We start from the raw sequence: 23,232 nt of genomic DNA on the forward strand, positions 1-23,232 counted from the left end.
ATCAGCGTCAGGCCTCACAGAAATGTCACAGAGACCCGCAGGCCCCGATGGCCGCGGTCGGCAAGGCGGCTGACCGATGCTTGTGCGCCGCTGCCGAAGTGATCTATGTCACGACAACGTGCTTGCCTGTGACGTTTATCGGGCCAGGCACGCTGTGGAGGCGGGTCACCTTAGTGACAGGTGTGCCTTGAGTGACTTTCCTTTGTGGCCTTTCCGGCCTTCTGTGGGGTGGATTCGTCGTGAGTCGTCGTACGTCGCATGCGTACAGACCGCTGAGCATGAAGCGACGGGCGTGGTTGACGCTCGGTGCCGTGGTCCTGGGAGGCGGGGGCGTGGTGACCTACGCCGTGGCCAGCCCTTCCGATGATCCCGGCGCGGCAGGCCGGGCCAAGCGGCCGGTGAAGGTCTACGGCCTCGCGCTGAAGGGCACCGCGGGCGGCAAGCAGGAGCTGCCCGGCACGGACACCAAGCAGTTCTCGATGCTCGGCGTCTCCTGGGACGGTGCCGCCAAGCGGCTCGACGGCAAGGCGCAGGTTCGCACCCGTAGCCTTGAGACCGGCAAGTGGAGCGACTGGCGGGAACTCGAGGTCGACGTCGACCCGCTGGAGAAGCCCGGCCCCGGCGCGCGGGGCGCGTCCGAGCCGTTCTGGGTCGGCCCCTCCGACGGCGTCCAGGTGCAGGTCGTCGGCAAGAACGGCACCTCCGCCGGGCTGCCCAAGGGACTCAAGGTCAACCTCGTGGACCCGGGCGTGGTGACCGATGCCGAGGCCAAGGCCGCCGGCACCGAACCCGCCGCGTTCGTCGCCGAGGACACTCCCAGCGCCGCGGCCACCGACACCGTCACGGCCACCGACTCCGCCTCGCCGAGCGACGGCACCACCGGCACACCGACGGACGAGCAGACCAGCGCGTCCGCGTCCCCGGCCGACACCACGCCGGCGGCCCCTGCCACCGACTCGGCATCCGCGTCACCCTCGACGAGCGCGAGCGCGAGCACGAGCACGTCCCCGAGCCCGTCGGCCACCGTGCCCACCGCACCGCCGTCCACCGTGGCCAAGCCACCGATCGTCTCGCGCGCCGGCTGGGGCGCCGACGAGTCGCTCAGCCCCGACCCGTCGGAGTACAACGCCGATGTGAAGGCCGTGTTCGTCCATCACACGGATGGGGTCGACTACGACTGCTCCCAGTCGGCGTCGATCGTGCGGGCCATCTACGCGTACCACACCGCCCCCACCCCCAACGGCAACGGCTGGAACGACCTCGGCTACAACTTCCTGGTCGACAAGTGCGGCACGATCTTCGAGGGCCGCAAGGGCGGCGTCGACCTGCCGGTGCTCGGCGCGCACACCTACGGCTGGAACCGTGAGGCCGCGGGCATAGCGGTGATCGGTAACTACGTCTCCACCAACGCCAGCAACGCGGCCCTGGCCTCGGTCGCCCGCGTGGCTTCCTGGAAGCTCGGCCAGTACAACGCCGACCCCGCCACCACCGTGCAGCTCAAGGCGGGCGCAACCCAGACGAACTACTCCGGCACGAGCTTCACCGCGGGCAAGTACTACACCTTCAACCGGATCTCCGGTCACCGCGACGGCTACAACACCCAGTGCCCCGGCAGCTCCCTCTACGCCCAGTTGCCGACCATCCGCACCTGGGCGTCCGGCCCGGTGCAGGGGCTGAAGGTCACCTCGGTCGGCGGCGCGGGCCTTTCGGGCTCGACGTACTACACAAAGGGCGCCATCACCGTCCACTGGACGGCCACCACACCGGCCTCGCTCATCTCCGGTTTCCAGTTGCTGGTCGACGGCAAGACCGTCGCCACCACCTCCGGTACGGCCACTTCCGCCACCGCCACGCTGGCCCTGGGCAGCCACACCGTCGCCGTGCGGGCCGTGCACCAGTCCAAGAAGACCGCGACCAGCACCGCGCTGAACGTCGTGGCGGAGACGACCGCACCGACCTTCACCACCACCCCGAAGCTCTCCCTGCGCACCGGCACCGTCAGCACCACCGCGGTCCCGGTCACGCTCGGCTGGAAGGCCATCGACGACAAGGCCCTGAGCTCCGTCAAGCTGCTGGCCCCGACCACGGCCACGTTCGGCCCGACCGTCACCAGCTCCAGCCGCACCGCCAAGCCGGGCACGGCCACCACCTGGTCGATGGGGGCCTACGACTACGCAGGTAACTCCCGCACGTCCTCGCTCGCCTACACCCCCGTGATCCTGCAGGAGAGCTCCGCCACCAAGTCCGGCAGCTGGACCACCCGCTCCTCCACCAGCTACCTCGGCGGCAAGTCCTACTCCAGCGGTTCCAAGGGCGCCGCCCTCACCTGGACGTTCACCGGTCGCTCCGCCGCCTGGGTGGTCTCCCGCGCCACCAGCTCCGGCCAGGCATACGTGTACGTCGACGGCACCAAGGTCGCGACCGTCGACCTGAAGTCCGCCACGACCCTGTACCGGCAGGCGATCTGGACCAAGACCTGGTCGAGCAGCGCCAAGCACACGGTCAAGATCGTCGTGGTGGGCACCAGCGGCCGTCCCACCATCACCACCGACGGCCTCGTCTACATCAAGTAGGAAAAGCGACTTCTGGGCTCATCAAGGAGGCTCATTCACTTGCGTATCCACAAACACTCGGCCGTCGCGGCGGTCGCCGCGATGCTCGGCTCGTTGTCCCTGCTCGGGGCGGGGGCGTCGCAGGCCGCCGCCGACGACACCAGCGTGGCGCTGCCCAGTGCCTCGTTCCGGGACATCGTCGTCGACGGCGTGCACGACCGGGTGTTCATCAGCGACCCGACCGGCGGCAGCGTCGTCGTCACCGACTACGCCGGCGCGGTCGTCAAGCAGATCACCGCCGAGGACGGAGCCATGGGGCTCGCTCTCTCGGCGGACTCCGGCAAGGTGTACGTCGCGTTGTCGTCCGTCGGCGCGATATCCGAGATCGACACCGGCACGCTGACCGAGACCAACCGCTACGCGACCGGGGCGGACACTTCGCCCCAGAGTCTGGCGACGGCCGGCGGGAAACTCTGGTTCGGCTACACGGTGGGCAGCAGCGGGGGCATCGGCTCGCTCGACATCTCCGTCGCGGATCCCACCGCTACGCTCGTCCCGAGCGGGATCTACTGGTACTACGCGCCGTCGCTCGCCTCTTCGCCGGCCGATCCGGACGTCCTGGTGGCGGGCCAGGAAGGCGTCAGCCCGGCCACTCTGGCGGTGTACGACGCGACCTCGACCGGCCTGGAGAAGCGGACCGAGCGTCTGTTCACCAGCAGTCCCTCGATCTCCTACCTCAACGATTTCGCGGTGACGGCCGACGGCCAGAACATCGTCCTCGCGGCCAACAACCCCTCGGACCACCAGGTCGTCCGGATGTCCGACCTGTCGGCCAACGGCAGTTACTCCAGCTGGACGTTCCCCAACGCGGTGGCCGTCGCCTCCGACGGCACGGTCGCGACGGGCGCGTCCGACTACTTCGTGCGGACCTACCGGCCCGGATCGTTCATCCCGCTGCACGACCTCTCGGTGAACGACCTGCAACCCGACGGTCTCGCGTGGGCGCCGGACGACAACCGGCTCTTCGCCGTCTCCGCCTTCTCCACCGGCGGGGCGCCGACGCTTCATGTCCTGCCGGACGCCGGCAAGGTGGAGAGCACCCTCACGGTCCAGGCGCCGTCGACCACTGCGAAGGGCAAGACGCTGACCGTCACCGGGCGGCTGACCGCGGACGAGCCCTTCGCCGCCGGGACGACGGTCGAGGTGACGCGCACTGACGCGGAGTCGCCGAACGGCACGTCCCTCGGCAGCTTCCCCGTCTCCATGGGCGACTTCTCCTTCACGGACCGCCCCCGCACGGCCGGCCAGGCCACGTACACCGTCCGTTTCGCGGGCGACGTGCAGCACACTGCGGCGACCACTGAGGCGGTCGTCACCGTCACCAAGTAGGACCCACCGTCCGCGCTGATCTGTCAGACCATCAGCGACTGCGCCCCGAGCCGGCTTCGGTCGGCTCGGGGCCCGGGCCGGTCCCGCCTGCCCCTTGCGATCGAGGTGAGCACCGCCTAACTTGAAAACTGACGATCCGTCAGATCTGCGGATGGGGCAGTGAGGAGTTGGGTCATGGTCGGCAAGGACGGCGACACCAGGGACCTGCCCAAGGTCATCAGCGTGGACGATCACGTGATCGAGCCGGCGCACCTCTTCGAGACGTGGCTTCCGACCAGGTACCGGGACAAGGGACCGAAGCCCTTCACCGCCGGCATCGGCGACCTTGCCTACGTCGGCGGGAAGTACCGGTTCACCACCGATCCGGACGGCCAGCTGACCGACTGGTGGGAGTACGAGGGCGAGATCTTCCCGTACAAGCGCATCATCGCGGCCGTGGGCTTCTCCCGCGACGAGATGACCCTTGACGGCATCACCCGGGAGCAGATGAGGCGGGGCTGCTGGGACCCGAAGGCCCGGTTGGCCGACATGGACCTCAACCACGTCGAGGCCTCGCTCTGCTTTCCGACCTTCCCGCGGTTCTGCGGGCAGACCTTCGCGGAGGCCGACGACAAGGAGGTCGGGCTCGCGTGCGTCCGCGCCTACAACGACTGGATGGTCGAGGAGTGGTGCGGCGACAGCGGCGGGCGGCTGATCCCGCTGTGTCTGATCCCGCTGTGGGACGTCGGCCTCGCCGTCGCGGAGATCCGGCGTAACGCGGCCCGCGGCGTGCGGGCGGTGACCTTCAGCGAGATCCCGACGTACCTGGGGCTGCCGTCGATCCACTCCGGCTACTGGGACCCCTTCTTCGCGGCGTGCGCGGACACCGGGACCGTCGTCAACATGCACATCGGTTCGTCGTCGCAGATGCCGGCGGCGTCCCCGGACGCGCCCCCCGCCGTCCAGGCCTCGCTGAGCTTCAACAACGCCATGGCGTCGATGATGGACTTCCTTTTCTCCGGGGTCCTGGTGAAGTTCCCCCGGCTGAAACTCGCGTACAGCGAGGGGCAGATGGGGTGGATCCCGTACGCCCTGGAGCGCGCCGACGACGTGTGGGAGGAGCATCGGGCGTGGGGCGGGGTCAAGGATCTGATCCCGGAGCCGCCCTCGACGTACTACTACCGGCAGATCTTCTGCTGCTTCTTCCGGGACAGGCACGGCATCGAAGCGATCGAGACCGTGGGTGTGGACAACGCGACCTTCGAGACGGACTACCCGCACGTCGACTCGACGTGGCCGCACACGAAGGAGGTGGCGGCGGAGCACGTGGCCGGTCTCTCCGACGAGGTGACGTACAAGCTGCTGCGGGGGAACGCCATCCGGATGCTGGAACTGCCCTTCGACTGAGCGCTCCGCTGGAAGCGCGATGACGAACCCGCGGGCCGGTGGGGGCCGGCCGCGCCGACGCGGCGGAGCCGTACATCCACACAGCCCCGCGCCCCTTTACGGGGCGCGACACCGCACCGGACTTCGTCCAGGCTGCTCAGCGATCCCTGACGGGCGATCCCTGACGGGCGATCCCTGACCCGTCTCTGGTGTTCGCGGGCGGCCGAGCGGTGTCCGTCGCAGGCCATCAGCGTCACCGGGTGAGTCAGGTGGCCGGATGACGCCACTGGAAGGAGGCCAACGCCCTGGCCCTTTCCTCCACGACGGCCATCCGCGCATCGCGCTCGGACGGGTCCACGTGGGCTGCCTGGCCGGTCGCCTGCCCCTCCCACTTGCGGTACAGGAGCCCTGCCGTCGCGGAGAACCAGCCTCGGCTCACGGAGTTCAGCGCGAGCAGGAGGCCGGTGTCCTCGGATGCCGGCAGCGCCATCCAGCCGCCGAGGGCGACCAGCAGATCCCGCCGCACGAAGAGCGTCGCCGGATGGACCTGGGCACGGAAACCGTTCGCCTTCCAGAAGTCGAGCACGGCTCCGCGCTCGACGGGCCCGTCGTCCGGGTCGCCGGGAAAACCGGCCGTCGAGCCGTCGGGCATGAGGTCCAGGACGCGGGAGGTCGTCCAGCCGATGGTGGGGTCGGCTTCGAGGACCGCCAGATCGCGGGCCAGGGCACCCGGGGTGAGCTGGTCGTCGGCGTCCAGGACCTTCACGTACTCGCCGCCGGTGTGGGCCAGGGCGATCGTGCGGGCGACGCCGGGGCCACCGGGGCGGCCCTGCCCGAAGGTCACCCGCTCGTCGTCGGGCACGTAGGGGCGGACCTCGTCGGTCCTGCCGTCCTCCTGGATCAGCCAGTGCCACTCCCAGCCCTCCGGCAGCTGCTGCTCGCGGAGGGACTTGTACGCCTCCGGCAGGAACCGCGCCGAGGGCGAGTGAACGGCAGTGACGATGATGATGCGCCGGCTCACGGCAGCATTCACCACCTTTCCAGGGAAGTGGTGAAGAGCAACTCCGTGCGGTCGCCGGGCAGCGTGATGTCGGAGATGTCCACAACGCGGTCATTGATGTCGTACGACGTCTTCCGGAGCAGGATCACCGACGTCCCGGGCGGCAGTTCGAGCTCGTCCGCCTCTTCGGGTGTCGGCGGACGGGCGGTGAAGCGCTCCTCGATGCGGTCCAGCTCGATGCCCACCGTGTGCAGCTGGTTCTGGGTGCCGCCCGGCCAGGGCTCCTTCGACTCGTTCAGGAGGTCGGGGTTGGCGGCGATCATGTCGCGGACGAGGTAGGAGGTCACGAGCTTGAACGGCGATGTCTCGGCCGCGTACCGCGTCCGGTAGGTCCGTTCGAGGAGCTCGGTGCCCACGGGGACGCCGAAGGCGGCCGCGAGATCCTTCGCCGCCCTGATCACGCGGTACTTCGTGAAGAAGACGAGATCCCGCGGTTCGAGGCCGGTGTCGTGCTCCGTGGCTCCGGTCTTTGCGCGTGTGGCCTCCGGCTTACGGGCCCGGTCCTTCTCCCACTGGTGCCGTGTGTTCGCGCGGACCGCCGATCTGCGGGGAATGTCGTCCGCGATCACTTCGTACGCCTTTGGCACTGGTGCTCACCGACCCCAACGACTCCACCCTGAGCCTACGACTCCTGAAGAGGCCTTGACGACCGGGGGCGAGTGCGGGGCGAGCGGAGGGCGGTTGGGGGGCGAGTTGCGGCAGGTGGGTGCCGTGGTCGACGGCACACAAGCGCCCGACCGCTGGCGACGGGGGATGCACCAGCGATCGGGCTATGGCCAAGACTAACAAGGCTGCCTCTCCGGCGGGAGACGACTGCTCAGCCGCGACGAGGCGGTGTGATCGGGATCACGACTACGTCACTGACCGCACGGAGGCTCGTACGAGAGGCGGGGCAGGTACTCGTGCCATTTCTCCGGCGTCAGAACACCCCGAGTGGTGGCGCAGATACGCCGAATGGCGTCGTCGGCATCCAGTTTCCACAGCCGGAGGGTGTCGGCGCCGCTCGACACCCCGAGCATGTGGCTGTTGGGACTGAACGACAGGAAATTGCCCGTCTTGGCGTTGGGGCTCATCGACTGGCCGATGGGAGCGGCACCGGACGGGTCGGTGATGTTCCAGAGTCGGACGGTGTTGTCGTCGCCGCCGCTCGCCAGGGTCCGGCCGTCCTCGCTGAACGTCAGCGAAACGACCGCTTCGGTGTGGCCGGTGAGGGGGGACCGCAGCCGGGTCGCCCTGCTGGGGTCGGTGATGTTCCAGAGCCGGACCGTGTCGTCGTCGCTGCCGCTGGCCAGGGTGTGGCCGTCCGGGCTGAAGGCGAGGGAGTTGACGGGACCCAGGTGGCCCGTGAGGGGCTCGCCGAGCGGTGTCGTACGACGCGGGTCCGTCGCGTCCCACAGCCGGATGGTGCCGTCCGCGCTGCCGCTGGCCAGCGTGTTGCCGTCCGGACTGAACACGAGGGAGTTGATGTAGCCCTTGTGGCCGGTGAGCGGGGCGCCGAGGGGCACGGCATGGGAGGGGTCGCTGACGTTCCACAGCTGGATGGTGCGGTCGTCGTAGGCGGTGGCCAGGGTGCGCCCGTCGGAGCTGTAGGCCAGCGCTTCGGCGCCCATGAAACGGGTGCGCAGGGTGATCGGGGGCCCCGAGGAGACCGGGTGGGACGGGTCGGTGACGTTCCACAGGTACACCGCCCGGCTCGCCGTCAGCACGGCGAGGGTGCGGCCGTCGGGGGAGAACGCGAGCGAGCGGTCGCCACCGTCCCCCGGCATGAACGGCTCGCTCAGTGACCGGGGACGGTCGGTGGCCTCGACGTTCCACAGCCGGATCCGCCCGTCGCGCGCCGCCGTGGCCAGAACCCTGCCGTCCGGGCGGAACGCTCCGCTCCGGCCGATCATGTCCGAAGTCGGGATCGACCACAGCCGGACCTTGTTGTCGCCGCTGCCGGTGGCGAGGGTGGCGCCGTCGGGACTGAACCCCAGGGCGTACATCTCGCCGCTGCTGCCCGCGAGGGGCTCGCCGACCTGGGACGGGTACGCCGGATCGCTGACGTTCCACAGGCTCGCCGTGCTGTCCGCGCTGGCGGCGGCGAGCATGGAGCCGTCCGGACTGAAGGCCACCGACCAGATGGGACCGGTGTGGCCGGTCAGTGGCCCGCCGAGCGGTGCCGCGCGGTCCGGGTCGCTCACGTCCCACAGGCGGACGGTGTCGTCCGTGGCGCCGCTGGCGAGGGTGCGGCCGTCGGGGCTGAAGGCGACGGAGTGCACCGTGCCGTCGTGGCCGGTGAGCACCGGTCGGACGGCCTTCGGGTGGCGCGGATCGGCCGTGTTCCAGAGCCTGATCACGCTGTCGTCGCCGCCGGTCGCCAGCGTCCGGCCGTCGGGGCTGAACGCGAGGGAGCGTACGGCGCCGGTGTGGCCGGTCAGGGTGTCGAGGGCCGTCGGTCTGCTCGGGTCCGTCATGTCCCACAGGCGGACGGTGTGGTCCTCGTCGGCGGTGGCCAGAGTGCGGCCGTCCGGGCTGAAGGCGAGCAGGTAGACCGTGCCGCCGTGCCCGGTCAGGGGGGCGCGCAGGGGGCGTGGGCGGCTCGGGTCCGTCACGTTCCACAGGCGGACCGTGCCGTCGTCGCCGGCGCTGGCGAGGGTGTGGCCGTCCGGGCTGAAGACCGCGCTGCTCACCCAACTGGTGTGGCCGGTGAGCGGCTTGCCCAGGGGCACGGGGTGGGAGGGATCGGCCACGTTCCACAGGCGGACCGTGCGGTCGTAGCTGGCGGTGGCCAGAACCTTTCCGTCGGGGCTGAACGAGGTGAGGTAGACGGCGCCGGTGTGGCCGAGGAGCGGGGTGGCCAGCGGGGCGTTCACGATGGAGATGAGGCGGTTGCTCGCGCCCGCGTCGTCCGGGCGCAGGCGGTGGGCGACCAGGTCGAGCTGGGCGGACAGCGACGGGTCCGTGTACTGCACGCGGTCGGCCTCCGCGACCACCTGCTCGAACACGGCGTCGTTACGCTGCTGCCAGGCGATCACCGCCGCGCCGGCGGCGAGGATCGCCAGGACGACGAGCGTCGACACCGCGGCCCGGCTGATCCACACAGTGCGCTTGCGCAGCCTGGCCGACGCGGCGAGGAAGTCCACCGCGCTACGGGTCAGGAAGGTGTTCCCCGCCGACCTCGCCCAGCTGTGAGCCTGTTCCAGTCGCGAGCCCCGGTAGAGCAGCGAGGAGTCGCGACCGGAGCCCTCCCAGGCCCGGCCGTCCTCCTCCAGCCGCTGGCGCAGCAGATGGTCGCTGCGGTCCTCGTCGATCCAGGTGCGCAGCCGTGGCCAGGCGGTCAGCAGCGCTTCGTGGGTGATCTCCACGGTGTCCGAGTCGAGCGTCACCAGCCGGGCGCGAACCAGCGCTTCGAGCGACTCCTCCGTCTTGTCGGGGTCCGTCGACTCCTCCGCCAACTGGCGCCGCGTCCCCCGCCTACGGGTGGCCTGTGTGTCCTCGCCCAGCCGGACCAGCCTGAGGAGGAGCAGCCGCGCGGCCGCGCGTGCTGCCGGGTCCAGGCCGGACCAGGCCCGCTCGGCGGTCGCCGCCACCGCGCCCTGGATTCCGCCCGCCGCGCGATAGCCGGCCAGCGTCAGCCGTCCCGCCTTCCGTCGCTGCCAGGTGGCGAGCAGGGCGTGGGAGAGCAGCGGCAGCACCCCCGCGTCGTGCGCCCCGCGGGGTCCGTCGGCGCTCACTTCCCGGACGATCAGCTCCGCCAGCCCCGGTTCGAGTTCCAGCCCCACGGCCTTGGCCGGCCCGGTCACCGCTTCGCGCAGCTCCGTGGTGGTCAGCGGCCCGAGCACCATGTGCCGGTGTTGCAGCGCGTCGGCCAGTTCGGGATACCCGAGGCACTGCTCGTAGAAGTCGGCGCGTATGCCGAGCACCACGAGCACGGGGGCCGTGCCTTCCGGGTCGGGGGGCGTGCACGCGGCGTGGAGGAACTGGATGAAAGTGCGCCGGTACGCCTCGTCGGAGCAGAGGGTGAAGGCCTCCTCGAACTGATCCACGATGACGACGGGAGGGGGCGCGGAGGCCGTCTCGCGCTGCGCCCATGCCGTGAGGGTCTCCCGCACGGCGTCCGCGAACTGCGGAGTACGGGACGGAGTGTCGGACGGAGTACCGGACTCCTTTGCAGCCGCTTCCTTCGCCGTGGAGACGACGGGTTCGAGCTCGGGTATCCGGCGGGTCAGCTCCGCGAAGGGATCCGCGCCCGGCACCAGCTGAAGCACCTCCCTCGCCCGGCTGCCCTCGTCACCCAGTCCGCCGTCCTGCAAGGTGGGTACGAGGCCGGCGTTCAGCAAGGAGGACTTCCCGGCCCCCGAGGCGCCCACGAGCATGACCAGGCCACCCGTCCCCTCCGCCGCGCGGAGCTGAGCGACGAGTGCGTCCGTGCTCCGCTCCCGGCCGAAGAACCACCGGGTGTCCTGCCGGCGGTAGGGAGCCAGCCCCCGGTACGGGCACACCCCGCCGGGGACGGGCACGGCTTCGGCCGGCGGGTGCCCCTTCTCCTCCGCGGCGGATGGCGCAGGGGTGTCGCCGACGGGGTCGGCCACCGCGCGCTCCCACAGCCGCTGCCACTGGCCCAGGTCGTACAGGCCCGGGGACACCGGCGCGGGCCGCGAGCGCCGTGCCTCGGGGATCAGGATGTGCAGCACCGCGCCGAGGGCGGCGAACTGGGCCGGCACGTTCCTGGCCCGTCGCCAGTCGCTGATCCGCTGGACGGACACCCGCACGGGCCGCCCTCGTTCGTCGACCCGCTGAAGCCGCAGGACCGCCTCGGACACGCTCTTGAGGGGAGGATTGCCGGCCTCCTTGTACAGCAGCGCGAGACGCTCCGCGAAGGCCGTGCGTGCCCCTGAGTCGGAACTCAAGGCCCCCACCCCTTACTTCCCTCGCACTTGAACATCCGGACCGGAAAACTCACTTTATACGGCTGACCTGCGACGAAGCCCTCGTCCGGACGCCGGAACCTCCTCGGCGGGCGCCCCAACTGGCAGGATCAGGCCGTAGCAGCGCAGTAACAGGGCGTTGCCCGGACACCTCATCACACCCCCATCAGCCTCGATCCGCGCCGACCCGCCGGCACGGCCCGGATCGACGCCGCTCGCACCGTTCGACACCGGTCCCCGCGAGGGGAGGGACCGGTGTCGAACGCCGCGATGCCAGGCGATTCGAAGAGGCCCCCTCCTACGGGAGGGCGGCCTCTTCGACGTACCCAAGGACTACCCGCCCTCAACCGGCCGCGCGGAGATGGTTCTGGGACCGGCAGGAAACTGTCGGGCAGTCGTGCGGTGAGCAGCTCGGTCAGTGCACGGCCCGGCCGCCGCCGAGGACAGGTGAAGCCGAAAGTGTCACACATCTCCCAGATCTGTAACACTTTCAGCCGGTACACCCCTCCGTGGACACGACCCGGCGAGGGCCGTGGCCGTACCGGGGTGATGAGCCACCGATCGCCGACTGGCCCGAGACCTCGGTACAGCGTCCCTGAGACACTGCGTCTCCAGTGCCGTGCTTCGAGGAGATGCCATCCATGCAGGTAGCCGTGGTCACCTTCGACGGATTCAACGAGCTCGACAGCTTCATCGCCTCCGCGCTGATCAACCGGTGCCGAAAGGACGGCTTGGAGGCCTTCATCACGACGCCGACGCCGACGGTCACGTCGATGAACGGTGTCCAGGTGACCGGGCAGCGCCCGATGGAGTTCGTGACCGAAGCCGACGTCGTGCTGATCGGTAGCGGAGTGAAGACGCGAGACGTGGTCGCCGACGACCGGCTGATCTCCAGGCTGCCTCTCGACCCGTCCCGACAGCTGATCGGTGCGCAGTGCTCCGGCGCGCTGGTGCTCGCCCGGCTCGGGTTGCTGGATGGCATGCCCGCCTGCACGGACCTCAAGAGCCGGCCCTTCGTCGAAGCCTTCGACGTCACCGTGCTGGACGCGCCGTTCCACGCTGACGGGAACATCGCTACGGCGGGCGGCTGCCTGGCGTCCCAGTATCTGGCCACCTGGGTGATCACCCGAACCCTCGGCGAGGACGCCGCACGCGACGTCATCGGCTACGTGGCTCCGGTAGGCGAAAACCAGGAGACCGTCGAGCGCGCCATGCATGCCGTCCACACAGGCGAGACCGCACTGCGCTGATGGTTTCACGGCGCCGTTGGGGCGACCTGTGCTAGAGACAGGCGTCAGCAGAACGACTTTGCCCGCGCCCTCAGCTTGGGAAGTTCAGGTGATCCAGGGGCAGTTGTTGGACTGACCTGCACAAGAGCGGTACTGACGACCGTTCGGTCGCCGATTGGTTCCCGCTGTTCCCAGCCAAGAGCGAGACCTGCCAGCGCCGATTCCTGGCACCAACAGCCACATCTGCACCAACGTGGGCGGTCGCGCGCGACCGTCCATCGTGTCAGCGAGCGGTTGCAGCCGCAGTGGCCGACTACCAACAGCCATCAGGAGCCTTCCGAACAGCCATCGGTTCTCGGTGGACCTTCAGCCAGTGGTTCGGGAGGAAGAGGCGCGCGGCCGGCGCTGGGCAGGCAGACCACGATGCAGGGCACGCGCCGCGCACCAGTGCGCCACGGCAGCAGTTCGGCAGCGGTTGTGGCCGCCTAGATGGGGTTCAAGATGGAGAAAGTGGCGGATTGAAAGCCAAAGATGGTCGCAGTGCCGGACCAGTCGCCCTCGGAAGCAGCCCGCCGCTTCCCTTGCACGGCTCCCCGTACTGAGCGCCAGATCGCCTCGATGCCTGGGAGCCTCCACTCGATCAGTCCGGGGCCACAGGCGTTTCCGGGCAGCGACCCGAATTCCACAGGCCTGTGCAAAACGGCACCCCGTCTCTCGATTCGGGCTGTCTCCGGAGACGTGGAGCAGAGCGGGACTGACGGCGAGAAGGAAGATCGTGATGCCAACCGACACTGAGCTCCTCAAGACCGACGACAAGTAGCTTGAGGAGCTCTTTCGTAAGAGTCCTGCGGGCGAGATCCCCAAAGGCCCGATGGAGGGTCTAGCGATCTTGCCGGGGGCGGGGCCTTCGGGGGCACGGTTGCTCGCCCGCCTGGTGCATCTGTTCTGGTGGCGGGGCAAAGTCTTCAGCCCCGACGGCTACCTCAGCAATCGACTGTTCCCGCTGGACATGCTGTCCATCGTTGCCATGGTGGGGCCGGGACCCAGCCGTCTGGACGACCAGGAGTGCATCGTCATCGACTATTCCCACACGTCGCTGGTGTTCGGGGGCGTGCGCGATGAGCTCCGCCAGGTCGACCCACACCTGTACTTGGGCCTGATCTGGCTGTCCAGCCGCAAGATCGGATGGTTCACGCTGCGCGACCCGAACAGCAGCAACGGATAGAACCGATCGCGCCGAACCGGGGCCACTGTGATCACGACCGCAACGAGGGCCGCTGTCGTGCGCGGTCTCTCCGTCAAGTCGCGACATCCGGTTGATGGGTTGGACCCCGCCTGTGAGCGCACATTCTGACCCGAGCCGACATGACGAAAGGCCCCGACCTTGCTTCCCCCGACCATTCACCCCCGCAGATCAGCACTCCGCGTTCGTCGCAGCGTTGGGAAAGCCAAGCCCCGCCGACTCCTTCCAGGCACCGCTTTGGCCGCATCGGCCACCATGGCACTGGCCCTGACGGGGCTTCACGCAACCACGCCTCCCGGCACGCCGGCCCCGTTGCACGGCACAGCCACCAGCGCTGGAAAGCCGCTGTCCCACGCCGACGTCACGCTCTTCGCCGGAGACCGGCAAGGCACTCGGGAACTGGGACATGCCACCACCGACGCCAACGGAACCTTCCAGATCCGGCCCAGCCACCGCACGGGCTCGGTGCTGTACGTCGAAGCCGTACCCGCTGGCGACCGGTCGTTGCGTCTGCGCTCCGTCGTGGGAGTCGGCCCCGGCGGTGGTGTGCCGCAGCGCTTCGAATCCGCTGTCACGGTCAACGAATTCACCACCGTCGCCGCCACCTACGCACTGGCCCAGTTCACCGACCAGCGCGGCATCACGGGGCCTAGCCCCGGCCTGGAGAACGCCGCAGCCACGTCCTACAACCTCGCCGACCCGGCCTCAGGAAGGCCCGGCAAGGTCGTCACCGACCAGAACAACGGCACCAAGAACGACACTCTGGCCACCCTCGGCACCCTGGCCAACCTCGTCTCCCTCTGTGCGCCGGGAGCGGACACCGGGCGATGCCAGGACATGCTGCGCCTGGCAACACCGCAGCACGGGACCGCTCCCGCCGACACGGCACAAGCCGTGCTCAACCTCACCCACAACCCGAGACTGGCCACCGGCCAGCTGTACGCCCTGGCAGGCCGGGCACATACCTACACCCCCGCGCTGACCGCGGCCCCGGAGGCGTGGGTCCTGGCCCTGCACTACACCGCCCCCGACGTCTACGCCCCCGGCCGGATGGCCATCGACGCCAAGGGCAACGTCTGGGCCTCCAACAACTGGCTGCCCGGAACGCGAAACCCCAGCCCCTACGTCACCGTGCAGGACCCGGTGGGCAACCCCACCCTGAACAGCCCCATCAGCGGCGGCGGCATGAAGGCAGGCGCCTGGGGCATCGCCATCGACCACGATGGCTCCGTATGGGTGCCCAGCTACGGCGGCGATGCCATGTCGAAGTACTCGTCGACCGGAAAGCTGTTGTCGCCCGGCACAGGATTCAAGAACGGCGACCTGAACCACCCCCAGGGCACCGCCGTCGACCAGAAGGGCAACATCTGGATCGCCAACTTCTACGGCCTGAAAGGCAACCGTGGCCAGGGAAGCGTGATCGTCTACCCACACGGTGACCCCTCAAAGGCGATCACCATCAAGGGCGGCGGCCTCGACCACCCGTTCTCCATCCAGATCGACGGCTACGGCCGGGCCTGGGTCAGCAACGCCCGCCTCAACGGGGCGAAACTCCTGGACACACGCGTACCCAAGGGCCACGTCGGCGGGAGCGTCACCGTGATCGGCCCCGACTTCAAGCCGACCTCGTTCTCCCCCATCAAGGACAACTCACTCGACTGGCCCCTCGCACTCGCCGTCGACTCCAAGAACAACGTCTGGGTGCCCAGCTTCGTCAGCAACTCGGTCACCAGAATCGGGCCGAGCGGAAAGATCACAGGCGAGTACAAACTGCCGACCGCGATCGCACCCTGGTCCCTGGCCATCGACGGATCCGACCGCATATGGATCGCCGGCTTCGGCGCCCCCTCCGTCTCCGTCCTGTGCGGCGTGAACACCAGCGCCTGCCCGCCCGGCTCCTCCACCGGCTCCCTGCTGACGCCGCCCCACGGCTACCGCAGCAACTCCATCCAGCACCTCACCGCCATCCAGATCGACCAGTCCGGCAACGCCTGGCTGGCCAACAACTGGTCCAAACTCGTCCCACCCACCGGTGGCACCGGCCTGGTCGAACTCATCGGAGCCGCCACACCCGTCTGCACACCCCTGACCCCGGTACCCGCACGCCCGGCAACGACCAGCTCAACCGCCTGCCCCGCCCAGACCAGCACGCAGCCCAGATGACAACGGCCCAGTGATACCGCTGTCGGGCGAGCCGACCGCTCCAGCCACGACGTACCCCTTCTCTGGGGCCAGGCGCTGCCAAGGGAGCCCGCACGGAAGAGCTGCGGGCCCTCACCTGGGACCACGTCTTGCTGAAGGGGCGACCCGAGATGGACCCGCCGCAGCCTCCGCACATCGCGGTGTGGCGGTCGGTGCGGCGCAGTGGGGACACCAAAACAAGGGGGAGCTGATCGGCATTGATGACGCCGGCTCGGCAGGGCGACGCTGAATCGCGGTCATGCCGTCGAGCAGGGCCGGCCGGGTGCACGATGGGGCAGCGTTTGGCTGTAGACGACGCTCGTGGTCGTGCTGCCGAAGCCGGCCAGTTCGTCCACGAGCATCTCCAGGTGCTCCATGGAGGTCGCGGCCACCTTCAGGGTGTAGCAGTCGTCGCCGGTGGTGCGCAGGCACTCCAGGATCTCCCGCCGCTCGGTGAGCAGCCGGCGCAACGGCTGGTGGTGGTTGCCGGGGTACTTCAGCCGGACGACGGCGAGCACGGGATAGCCGACCTTGGCCAGGTCGACCACGGCGTGGTAGCCGGTGATGACGCCCAGCGACTCCAGATTCCGTACCCGTTCCGTGGTCGCCGAAGAGCTGAGATTCACGCGCCGCCCCAACTCGCTGAGGGGGATACGAGCCTCCCGTTGCAGCTGCCCGATGATCGCCCAGTCGATGTCGTCAAGATTCACGGCCATGTCGTGACCTTACCGGCAGAACCACGGAAGAAGACCTCCTTCACCGGGAAGATTAGGTTCCGAATGCCGTGATCCCCTGGATACCCTCGGATCATGCAACTGGGCGTCAACGTACCGAACTTCGGGCCCGGCACCGATCCCGGCATCCTGCGTGAATGGGCGCGGATCACGGAGGGGCTCGGCTTCGACCTCCTCATGGTGTCGGACCACGTGGCCGTCACCCCGGACGTGGCCGAGCGGTACCCCGAGCCGTTCTACGAGCCGTTCACCACGCTGTCCTGGCTGGCCGGCCTCACCACGAGGCTGCGACTGGGCACGACGGTGCTCGTCCTGCCCTACCGACATCCCCTGCTGGTGGCTCGGATGGCCGCCAACCTCAGCCAACTCAGTGGCGGCCGGTTCGTCCTCGGGGTGGGAGTCGGCTGGGCACGTCAGGAGTTCGACGCGCTCGGCGTACCGTTCACCGCGCGCGGCCGACTGACCGACGAGTACCTGGGAGCCCTGCGGAACGCCTGGCACACGGGCATCGGGGACGGCGCCGCCCCGGCACCTGTCTGGGTCGGCGGCCACAGCGAGGCCGCGATCCGACGCACGATCAGGTTCGGCGACGCCTGGCACCCGCTGCGGCTGCCACTCTCCCGCATGCGATCGGTCCTGACGAACCACTCGCTGCCGGGATTCGCGCCCCGCATCGCCCTGCGGATGACCGGCGCACCGGTCGACGACCCCGAACGGCCCGCCGGTGTCGGCACCATCGAGCAGATCCTCGACGACCTCGACCAGCTCCGTCTGCTCGGCGCGGACACCGTCGTGTTCGACCCCTACCACGGAAATCCGCAGGAGACCTGTCGGCCCCACGCGGCCTGGCAGGCGCTCACCGCCGTGGCCACACACTGGAGGACCCCATCATGAACACCATCGCCGACGAGACCCTCCTGCGGCGCGCGATCGCCATCGCGGCGCACGCGGTCACCTTGGGCGACGCACCGTACGGTTCCCTGCTGGCCGGTCCGGACGGCGCGATTCTCGCCGAGGCCCACAACACGGTTCGGCGTGACAACGACATCACCGCCCACCCGGAACTGAAGCTCGCCCGCTGGGCTGCCCGAGAACTCGCCCCGGATGCGGCCGCCCGCACCACCATGTACACCAGCTGCCAGCCCTGCACCATGTGCGCCGGCGGCATCGTCCGCTCAGGTATTGGCCGGGTCGTCTACGCGCTCTCCACCGAACAACTCGTCGAACTCAACCCGCAGTCGGGCGAATGGCCCACGGTGGCCCAGGACGGGCCGGCCCTGTTCGAGGAGGCATGCGTCCCCATCGACGCTTACTACCGACCGAACTGATGTCATCGTCTCGTCAAGAGCGGTCGAGGAGACCGAGCTCGCCGTGGCGCCGGTAGCGGTCGACCCACTTCGACGCGCACGCCCGGGAGATTCCCATCTCGGCGGCGAGGTGGGCGATTGGTCGGGTCTGGCATCGCTCGACCAGGCGTCGGCGGCCCTCGGCCGAGAGCGGAGCATTGCGGTGAGACATGGGGTGGGCTTTCCGGACGGCGTGGAGAGAGGGCCGGGGCGCGGGTCACGGCCCTCTCCAGGGGTCTGCCGGCTCAGTGGGTCGTCGTGGGTGCTGCGCTGATCAGCGCCGGGTCGACATCGGGCACGGCGAGCCTCGGATTGTGGCCGGACGCGACGACCCTCATGACGAATCCCGCGGCCTCTTCCAGCTGCCGGGTGCTGTCGAGCCCTCCGATCACGGCCGCCCGCCCGCCCAGGTCACCGATCAGTGCCGTGGCGAGATCCAGAGCTACCCGACTGATCAAGAAGACGGTAAGAACCACGCACCACGTGCGCCCCTCCCTACAACCTTCAGTCTCGGCAGGTCGTCCAATTCGCGCCTGGTGCTGATCACTGTGCCGGGGTCTCTTCTGTCCCATCTGGGGGATGTCATGAGTTCTGTCTCCGTCGGGCGTGCGCTGCGTCGCGGAGCCTGTGCCGGAGCCGTGGGGGCGTTGGTCGCAGCCGGTCTCGGGAGTGGGGTCGCCTTCGCCGACGACCAGCCGCAGAGCGATCAGCTGTGGATCCAGGCGCCGTACGAGCAGTCGGTCACCGTCGCTCCGGACGGCGGTGCGGCGCAGTTCCGGTCGCTGGCGCTCGGCCTTTACCACGACAACGACAACTTCACCGTGACCGACGGGCGGCTGACCGTCGACGTCTCCGGCCTCGCCGGCGTCGCGGACGTGTCCTGGCCCGACAACTGCACGCCGAACGATGCCGGCACCGTCGCCGTGTGCGACACCGGAGACGTGGCGACCCGCTACAGCGCGCAGGTGCAGCTGAAGGTGCAGGCCGCGGCTGGCGCCGTCGTGGGAGCGCAGGGTGCGATCGAGTACTCCGCCGAAGCCACCGGCGGACCCGACGGCACGCTCGTCGCCCCGCAGGACTCCGCGGAGACCGTCGTCACCGTCGGCTCCGGCCCCGACCTCGGCATCAGCGCCCCGCATGACACCACCGACGTCGCGCCCGGCACCAGCCTCACCGTGCCGTTCACCGTCACCAACACCGGCAACGAGACCGCCCACGGCTTCAGCGTGAAGATGTGGGCGACGTACGGCCTCGACGTCGTCACCCGCTACCCGCAGTGCACCTACACCGGGCCGGACGACGGCGGCGAGTACACACCCATGACGTACGTGACCTGCTCCTTCGACACCGACGTCGCGCCCGGCGCCAGCGTCGACCTCCCGGAGCCGCTACGCCTCACCGTCACCGACCACGCCCTGTACGAACGGTTCGACTACGAGGTCCAGCCCGGCCGCGACGCCACCGACCTCGACGGCTCGGACAACGGCCGCTCCTGGCGCATCACCGCCGACAACACCGCCGACTTCGCCGTGCGCGGCACCGAGGTGAGCGGCGCGGCCGGCGACACCGTCACCGCCGCCTTCCGCTTCGTCAACCGCGGCCCGGCCTGGGTAGGCAACGTCGGCTCCGGCGACCCGGTCGCCGTGATCGACTACTACCTCCCGGAGGGCACCACCGCCACGTCCGTGCCCGACACCTGCCACAACGCCTGGACGTCCGGCGACGACCCGGCCATCGGCCACTACGCCTGCACCCTGCCGATGTGGGCCAAGCAGGACATGAAGGTCAGCTTCCCGTTCCAGCTGCGCATCGACCAGGTCGTCCCCGACGCGACGGGCCGCGTCGTCGTCCACCCCCACTCCGACACGTCCTCCACCTTCGACCCGAACAGCAAGAACAACTCGGCCAAGGTGGTCGTCAACCCGTCCGCCTGACAGCGGTGAGGGGGCGAGCCCGCGGCTCGCCCACGTAACCAGCAGCTCTAGCTTGACGCTTGGTCAGTTAGCCCTGCGCAGTTTCTCCCGGAACGCCCCGGACAACAAATCAGGCCCGGTGCTGATCTCAGCACCGGGCCTGATTTGGTATTTCTCTGTCGGGGTGGCGGGTTTGAACCCACGGTGTGGCGGTCGGTGCGGCGCAGTGGGGACACCAAGACCAGGAAGTCCCGGCGCACGCTCGCCCTGGCGGCGCGCTGCGTGGACGCCCTCTGGCAGCAGTTCGAAGATCAGGGCTGGGACCGGCTCGCCGCTGACGAGGAGTGGGAGGAGCACGGGCTCGTCTTCTCCTCGGCCGTCGGCAGGCCGCTCGACGCGGCCAACGTCCGCCGTGCCTTCCGCCAGGCGCTCAGGGACGTCGAAGGGGTCGACCCCGCCGAGTGGACGCCCCGGGAGCTCCGGCACAGCTTCGTGTCGCTGCTCTCCGACCGGGGCGTCCCGCTGGAGGAGATCTCCCGGCTCGTCGGGCACTCCGGGACGGCGGTCACCGAGGAGGTCTACCGGAAGCAGATCCGTCCCGTGATCCAGACCGGTGCTGTGGTCATGGACGGCATCTTCCAGCGCGGCCCGAACCGATAGTCACGCAGATAGACACGCACGCAGAAACAGGTGAGGCACCTACGGAAATCCGTAGGTGCCTCACCTGGTGTTTCGGCTGTCGGGGTGGCGGGATTTGAACCCACGACCTCTTCGTCCCGAACGAAGCGCGCTGCCAAGCTGCGCTACACCCCGATGTCGCTGCTTGTCGCGGCGACGTCGTTTACTTTAGCCCACTGGTGGCCGGAGACGAAATCCGGTTTTGCCGCGGTGGCGCATCGGGTTGGGGCGGACGTGGTCGAGGACTACGAGGAGGATGGCCAGGGCGTAGAAGGAGAGGCCCAGGAGGAGGGCGTTGGCGAGGGCGCCCTTGTAGCCGTGGTGGTCCACGTCGAGGAACGGGTAGAGGTAGCGGCCCGGGGTGCCGGGGAGGATCAGTTCGCCGCGGGCCAGGGAGAAGGCCAGGTAGGCCAGGGGGTAGAGGAGCCAGGTGCTGGCCTGGCGCAGGCGCAGGCAGCCGGGGGCGGTGAGGAGCAGCCAGTCCAGGAGGGCCGCGGCCGGGGTGACCGTGTGCAGGATGTGGCCGGCCAGTGCCTGCCAGAGCCTGTGGGTGTCGGGCGCGCTCGTCAGGGAGAACGGGGGTGCCGTGCCGGTCAGGAGCAGGTGGTGGACCAGGGCCGTGATGGTGACGTAGAGGAGGGTGGCGCCGGTCAGGACGGAGGGCAGGGGGCGCCGGGCGGTCGCGGCCCTGCGGGCCGAGAGGATCAGGACCAGGGCCAGCAGGATGTTGCTCTGGATCTCGAAGTGACTCAGGACCCGGACCGGGCTGCCGATCAGCAGGTCGATCGTCACGCCCGCGGCCGCCGTCGCGGCGATCACCAGGCGGTAGACGGCGGTCAGGGGGCGGCGTACGGGGTTCACCACCGCCGTGGCGGGGACGTGGGAGGTCAGTGGCGGGGCCATGCCCGGGACCGCGGGAAGGTCTGGGAGGTCCCTGGGTATCGGGGCGATCATGCCCTCACGTTACGTAAAACCGGCATATGGGGCGATGCGGGTGTGGCATGTGGGTTACTTCCCCCGATCCATGGATGCCTCCGCCCTCCACCTGTGGATGCCCGCCCCCAGCCGGCCCCCACCCGCGGCTTCCTGCAGCCCCCACCCGCAACCGCAGCCGTGACGGCCGGCGCGTCTACTCCCGGCCCACCAGCGTCAGCAGTGTCGCCTCCGGCGGGCACGCGAACCGCACCGGCGTGTAGCGGTTCGTGCCGCAGCCCGCCGAGACGTGCAGGTAGGCCGTACGGCCCTCCGCCGTGTGCGTGGACAGGCCCTTCACCCGGTCCGTGTCCAGGTCGCAGTTGGTGACGAGCGCGCCGTAGAAGGGGATGCAGAGCTGGCCGCCGTGGGTGTGACCGGCCAGGACCAAGGGATAGCCGTCCGCCGTGTAGGAGTCCAGCACCCGCAGGTACGGGGCGTGCACCACGCCCATCGAGAAGTCGGCGGAGGGGGCCGGACCGCCGGCCACCAGTGTGTAGCGGTCCCGCTTGATGTGCGGGTCGTCCAGCCCCGTCAGCTCGATCGTGACGCCCTCGACCTTCAGGGTGCCGCGCGTGTTCGTCAGGTTGAGCCAGCCCGCCCCGTCGAATCCGTCGCGCAGGTCCTCCCACGGGTTGTGGATCGCTCCTACGGCGGGCGCGTTGCCGTTCAGGCCGTGGCGGCCGCTGGTCTTCTCCAGCAGGTAGCGGGCGGGGTTGCGCAGCTTGGGGCCGTAGTAGTCGTTGGAGCCGAAGACATACGCGCCCGGGAACTCCATCAGCGGACCCAGAGCGTCCAGCACCTCCGGGACGCCCTCCGGGTCGGAGAGGTTGTCGCCCGTGTTGATCACGAAGTCCGGGCGTAGACCCGCCAGCGAGCGCAGCCAGCGCTGCTTCTTGCGCTGCCCGCTCACCATGTGGATGTCGGAGACCTGGAGCACGCGCAGCGGGCGCATACCGGCGGGGAGGACGGGGATCGTCACCCGTCGAAGGCGGAAGGAGCGGGCCTCGAAGCCCGCAGAGTAGACGAGTCCGGCGGTCGCGACCGCCGTGATGCCCAGGGGTACTCCGTATCGCGCGCGCATACGACCATCGTGTCAGACCGCGTCGGCGCGCCGTACCCGGCCGCCGCTCACGGACGCCCCTTTAAATCAGCGGGCGTTCCGGCTCGCACACCTGCGACAATCAAACCCATGACCACGCTCAAGTCGAAGTTGCAGGAAGACCTCAACGCCGCGATCCGGGAGCGGGACGAGCTGCGCTCCTCGACGCTCCGGCTGACGCTCACCGCGATCACCAAGGAGGAGGTCGCGGGCAAGGAGAAGCGTGAGCTCTCCGACGACGAGGTGCTGAAGGTGATCACCAAGGAGGCGAAGAAGCGCCGCGAGGCCGCGGACGCCTTCGCGCAGGGGGGTCGCGCCGAGTCGGCCGAGCGGGAGAAGGCGGAGGGCGAGCTGCTCGCCACGTACCTGCCCAAGCAGCTGTCCGACGAGGACCTGAACCAGATCGTCGCCCAGGCCGTCCAGGAGGCCAAGGCCGCCGGCGCCGAGGGGCCGCGGGCCATGGGTGCCGTCATGAAGATCGTGAACCCGAAGGTGGCCGGCCTGGCAGAGGGCGGCCGAGTCGCCGCCGTGGTCAAGAAGCTCCTGGCCGGCTGAACA

The 23,232-nt window shown here is 69.4% G+C and carries 17 protein-coding genes, 1 tRNA gene and 3 pseudogenes; 12 read left to right on the top strand and 9 right to left on the bottom strand.

Features of this window, described 5'->3' with window-relative positions; translation table 11 throughout:
- Nucleotides 1–278: 278 nt before the first annotated feature.
- The 3 genes from ACFY16_RS12590 (at nucleotide 279) to ACFY16_RS12600 (ending at nucleotide 5,327) form a co-directional block, all read left to right on the top strand.
- Nucleotides 279–2,573, top strand: coding sequence for a peptidoglycan recognition protein (locus tag ACFY16_RS12590; RefSeq protein ID WP_390647062.1), 2,295 nt, complete (start codon nucleotides 279–281; stop codon nucleotides 2,571–2,573).
- Between the two features lie 39 nt (nucleotides 2,574–2,612).
- Nucleotides 2,613–3,941, top strand: a complete 1,329-nt coding sequence (locus tag ACFY16_RS12595; protein ID WP_390647063.1) for a YncE family protein — start codon at nucleotides 2,613–2,615, stop codon at nucleotides 3,939–3,941.
- A 174-nt stretch (nucleotides 3,942–4,115) separates the two neighbouring features.
- Complete coding sequence (locus ACFY16_RS12600; protein WP_390647064.1) at nucleotides 4,116–5,327, top strand: amidohydrolase family protein; 1,212 nt, start codon at nucleotides 4,116–4,118, stop codon at nucleotides 5,325–5,327.
- A gap of 244 nt (nucleotides 5,328–5,571) precedes the next feature.
- Here ACFY16_RS12600 and ACFY16_RS12605 read toward each other — a convergent pair whose 3' ends face one another.
- From ACFY16_RS12605 to ACFY16_RS12615, 3 genes are all read right to left on the bottom strand, one after another.
- On the bottom strand, nucleotides 5,572–6,327 hold the full coding sequence (locus ACFY16_RS12605) for a glycosyltransferase family 2 protein (protein ID WP_390647065.1): 756 nt from the start codon (nucleotides 6,325–6,327) through the stop codon (nucleotides 5,572–5,574).
- A gap of 8 nt (nucleotides 6,328–6,335) precedes the next feature.
- Nucleotides 6,336–6,953 carry a UTRA domain-containing protein gene (locus tag ACFY16_RS12610; RefSeq protein ID WP_390647066.1) on the bottom strand — a complete coding sequence of 206 codons (618 nt, stop codon included), beginning with the start codon at nucleotides 6,951–6,953 and terminating at the stop codon, nucleotides 6,336–6,338.
- 270 nt (nucleotides 6,954–7,223) lie between these two features.
- Complete coding sequence (locus ACFY16_RS12615) at nucleotides 7,224–11,267, bottom strand: AAA family ATPase (protein WP_390647067.1); 4,044 nt, start codon at nucleotides 11,265–11,267, stop codon at nucleotides 7,224–7,226.
- 650 nt (nucleotides 11,268–11,917) lie between these two features.
- On the opposite strand from ACFY16_RS12615, the gene ACFY16_RS12620 reads away from it, so the two are divergent.
- The 4 genes and pseudogenes from ACFY16_RS12620 to ACFY16_RS12635 all read left to right on the top strand — a co-directional run.
- Nucleotides 11,918–12,526: a DJ-1/PfpI family protein gene (locus tag ACFY16_RS12620; RefSeq protein WP_390647068.1), complete on the top strand. Its 609-nt coding sequence runs from the start codon at nucleotides 11,918–11,920 to the stop codon at nucleotides 12,524–12,526.
- An 898-nt stretch (nucleotides 12,527–13,424) separates the two neighbouring features.
- Nucleotides 13,425–13,730 carry a hypothetical protein gene (locus ACFY16_RS12625; protein ID WP_390647069.1) on the top strand — a complete coding sequence of 102 codons (306 nt, stop codon included), beginning with the start codon at nucleotides 13,425–13,427 and terminating at the stop codon, nucleotides 13,728–13,730.
- 330 nt (nucleotides 13,731–14,060) lie between these two features.
- Nucleotides 14,061–15,911, top strand: a complete 1,851-nt coding sequence (locus ACFY16_RS12630) for a hypothetical protein (protein WP_390647070.1) — start codon at nucleotides 14,061–14,063, stop codon at nucleotides 15,909–15,911.
- Nucleotides 15,912–15,994: 83 nt separating this feature from the next.
- A pseudogene (locus ACFY16_RS12635) lies at nucleotides 15,995–16,138 on the top strand (site-specific integrase); the annotation flags it as partial.
- A 48-nt stretch (nucleotides 16,139–16,186) separates the two neighbouring features.
- Here the strand turns inward: ACFY16_RS12635 and ACFY16_RS12640 are convergent.
- The gene (locus tag ACFY16_RS12640) at nucleotides 16,187–16,645 is read right to left on the bottom strand and encodes an Lrp/AsnC family transcriptional regulator (protein ID WP_390647071.1); all 459 of its coding nucleotides are present in this window, start codon (nucleotides 16,643–16,645) and stop codon (nucleotides 16,187–16,189) included.
- 93 nt (nucleotides 16,646–16,738) lie between these two features.
- On the opposite strand from ACFY16_RS12640, the gene ACFY16_RS12645 reads away from it, so the two are divergent.
- Together ACFY16_RS12645 and ACFY16_RS12650 are read left to right on the top strand one after the other, a co-directional pair.
- Nucleotides 16,739–17,557, top strand: coding sequence for an LLM class flavin-dependent oxidoreductase (locus tag ACFY16_RS12645; protein WP_390647072.1), 819 nt, complete (start codon nucleotides 16,739–16,741; stop codon nucleotides 17,555–17,557).
- Complete coding sequence (locus tag ACFY16_RS12650; RefSeq protein WP_390647073.1) at nucleotides 17,554–17,991, top strand: nucleoside deaminase; 438 nt, start codon at nucleotides 17,554–17,556, stop codon at nucleotides 17,989–17,991. The genes ACFY16_RS12645 and ACFY16_RS12650 overlap by 4 nt, the downstream gene beginning before the upstream one ends.
- Nucleotides 17,992–18,010: 19 nt before the next feature.
- On the opposite strand, the pseudogene ACFY16_RS12655 reads toward ACFY16_RS12650, so the two are convergent.
- Nucleotides 18,011–18,181 (bottom strand): annotated as a pseudogene (locus ACFY16_RS12655) (helix-turn-helix domain-containing protein); the annotation flags it as partial.
- Nucleotides 18,182–18,254: 73 nt separating this feature from the next.
- Nucleotides 18,255–18,467, bottom strand: a complete 213-nt coding sequence (locus ACFY16_RS12660; RefSeq protein WP_390647074.1) for a hypothetical protein — start codon at nucleotides 18,465–18,467, stop codon at nucleotides 18,255–18,257.
- A gap of 126 nt (nucleotides 18,468–18,593) precedes the next feature.
- Here ACFY16_RS12660 and ACFY16_RS12665 point away from each other — a divergent pair, with 126 nt between their 5' ends.
- Nucleotides 18,594–19,943: a hypothetical protein gene (locus ACFY16_RS12665; protein ID WP_390647075.1), complete on the top strand. Its 1,350-nt coding sequence runs from the start codon at nucleotides 18,594–18,596 to the stop codon at nucleotides 19,941–19,943.
- A gap of 183 nt (nucleotides 19,944–20,126) precedes the next feature.
- A pseudogene (locus tag ACFY16_RS12670) lies at nucleotides 20,127–20,582 on the top strand (tyrosine-type recombinase/integrase); the annotation flags it as partial.
- Between the two features lie 79 nt (nucleotides 20,583–20,661).
- Here the strand turns inward: ACFY16_RS12670 and ACFY16_RS12675 are convergent.
- The 3 genes from ACFY16_RS12675 to ACFY16_RS12685 all read right to left on the bottom strand — a co-directional run bounded on the left by ACFY16_RS12675 (nucleotide 20,662) and on the right by ACFY16_RS12685 (nucleotide 22,656).
- Nucleotides 20,662–20,735: transfer RNA gene (locus tag ACFY16_RS12675), tRNA-Pro, on the bottom strand.
- A 33-nt stretch (nucleotides 20,736–20,768) separates the two neighbouring features.
- A complete protein-coding gene (locus ACFY16_RS12680) occupies nucleotides 20,769–21,554 on the bottom strand; it encodes a Pr6Pr family membrane protein (RefSeq protein WP_390647076.1) in 786 nt (261 codons plus the stop codon).
- 175 nt (nucleotides 21,555–21,729) lie between these two features.
- Nucleotides 21,730–22,656 (bottom strand): metallophosphoesterase, encoded by a 927-nt coding sequence (locus tag ACFY16_RS12685; RefSeq protein ID WP_390647077.1) that lies wholly within the window; start codon nucleotides 22,654–22,656, stop codon nucleotides 21,730–21,732.
- 108 nt (nucleotides 22,657–22,764) lie between these two features.
- On the opposite strand from ACFY16_RS12685, the gene ACFY16_RS12690 reads away from it, so the two are divergent.
- Nucleotides 22,765–23,229: a GatB/YqeY domain-containing protein gene (locus ACFY16_RS12690; RefSeq protein WP_390647078.1), complete on the top strand. Its 465-nt coding sequence runs from the start codon at nucleotides 22,765–22,767 to the stop codon at nucleotides 23,227–23,229.
- Nucleotides 23,230–23,232: the final 3 nt, after the last annotated feature.

The sequence above is a fragment of the Streptomyces sp. NPDC001315 genome, from assembly GCF_042896175.1.
Lineage (GTDB): Bacteria > Actinomycetota > Actinomycetes > Streptomycetales > Streptomycetaceae > Streptomyces.

Bases quoted from the DNA above. Each gene is read 5' to 3' on its own strand.
- ACFY16_RS12590 (WP_390647062.1), top strand. From the start codon at position 279: ATGAAGCGACGGGCGTGGTTGACGCTCGGTGCCGTGGTCCTGGGAGGC.
- ACFY16_RS12600 (WP_390647064.1), top strand. From the start codon at position 4,116: ATGGTCGGCAAGGACGGCGACACCAGGGACCTGCCCAAGGTCATCAGC.
- ACFY16_RS12620 (WP_390647068.1), top strand. From the start codon at position 11,918: ATGCAGGTAGCCGTGGTCACCTTCGACGGATTCAACGAGCTCGACAGC.
- ACFY16_RS12640 (WP_390647071.1), bottom strand. From the start codon at position 16,645: ATGGCCGTGAATCTTGACGACATCGACTGGGCGATCATCGGGCAGCTG.
- ACFY16_RS12645 (WP_390647072.1), top strand. From the start codon at position 16,739: ATGCAACTGGGCGTCAACGTACCGAACTTCGGGCCCGGCACCGATCCC.
- ACFY16_RS12650 (WP_390647073.1), top strand. From the start codon at position 17,554: ATGAACACCATCGCCGACGAGACCCTCCTGCGGCGCGCGATCGCCATC.
- ACFY16_RS12665 (WP_390647075.1), top strand. From the start codon at position 18,594: ATGAGTTCTGTCTCCGTCGGGCGTGCGCTGCGTCGCGGAGCCTGTGCC.
- ACFY16_RS12680 (WP_390647076.1), bottom strand. From the start codon at position 21,554: ATGATCGCCCCGATACCCAGGGACCTCCCAGACCTTCCCGCGGTCCCG.
- ACFY16_RS12685 (WP_390647077.1), bottom strand. From the start codon at position 22,656: ATGCGCGCGCGATACGGAGTACCCCTGGGCATCACGGCGGTCGCGACC.
- ACFY16_RS12690 (WP_390647078.1), top strand. From the start codon at position 22,765: ATGACCACGCTCAAGTCGAAGTTGCAGGAAGACCTCAACGCCGCGATC.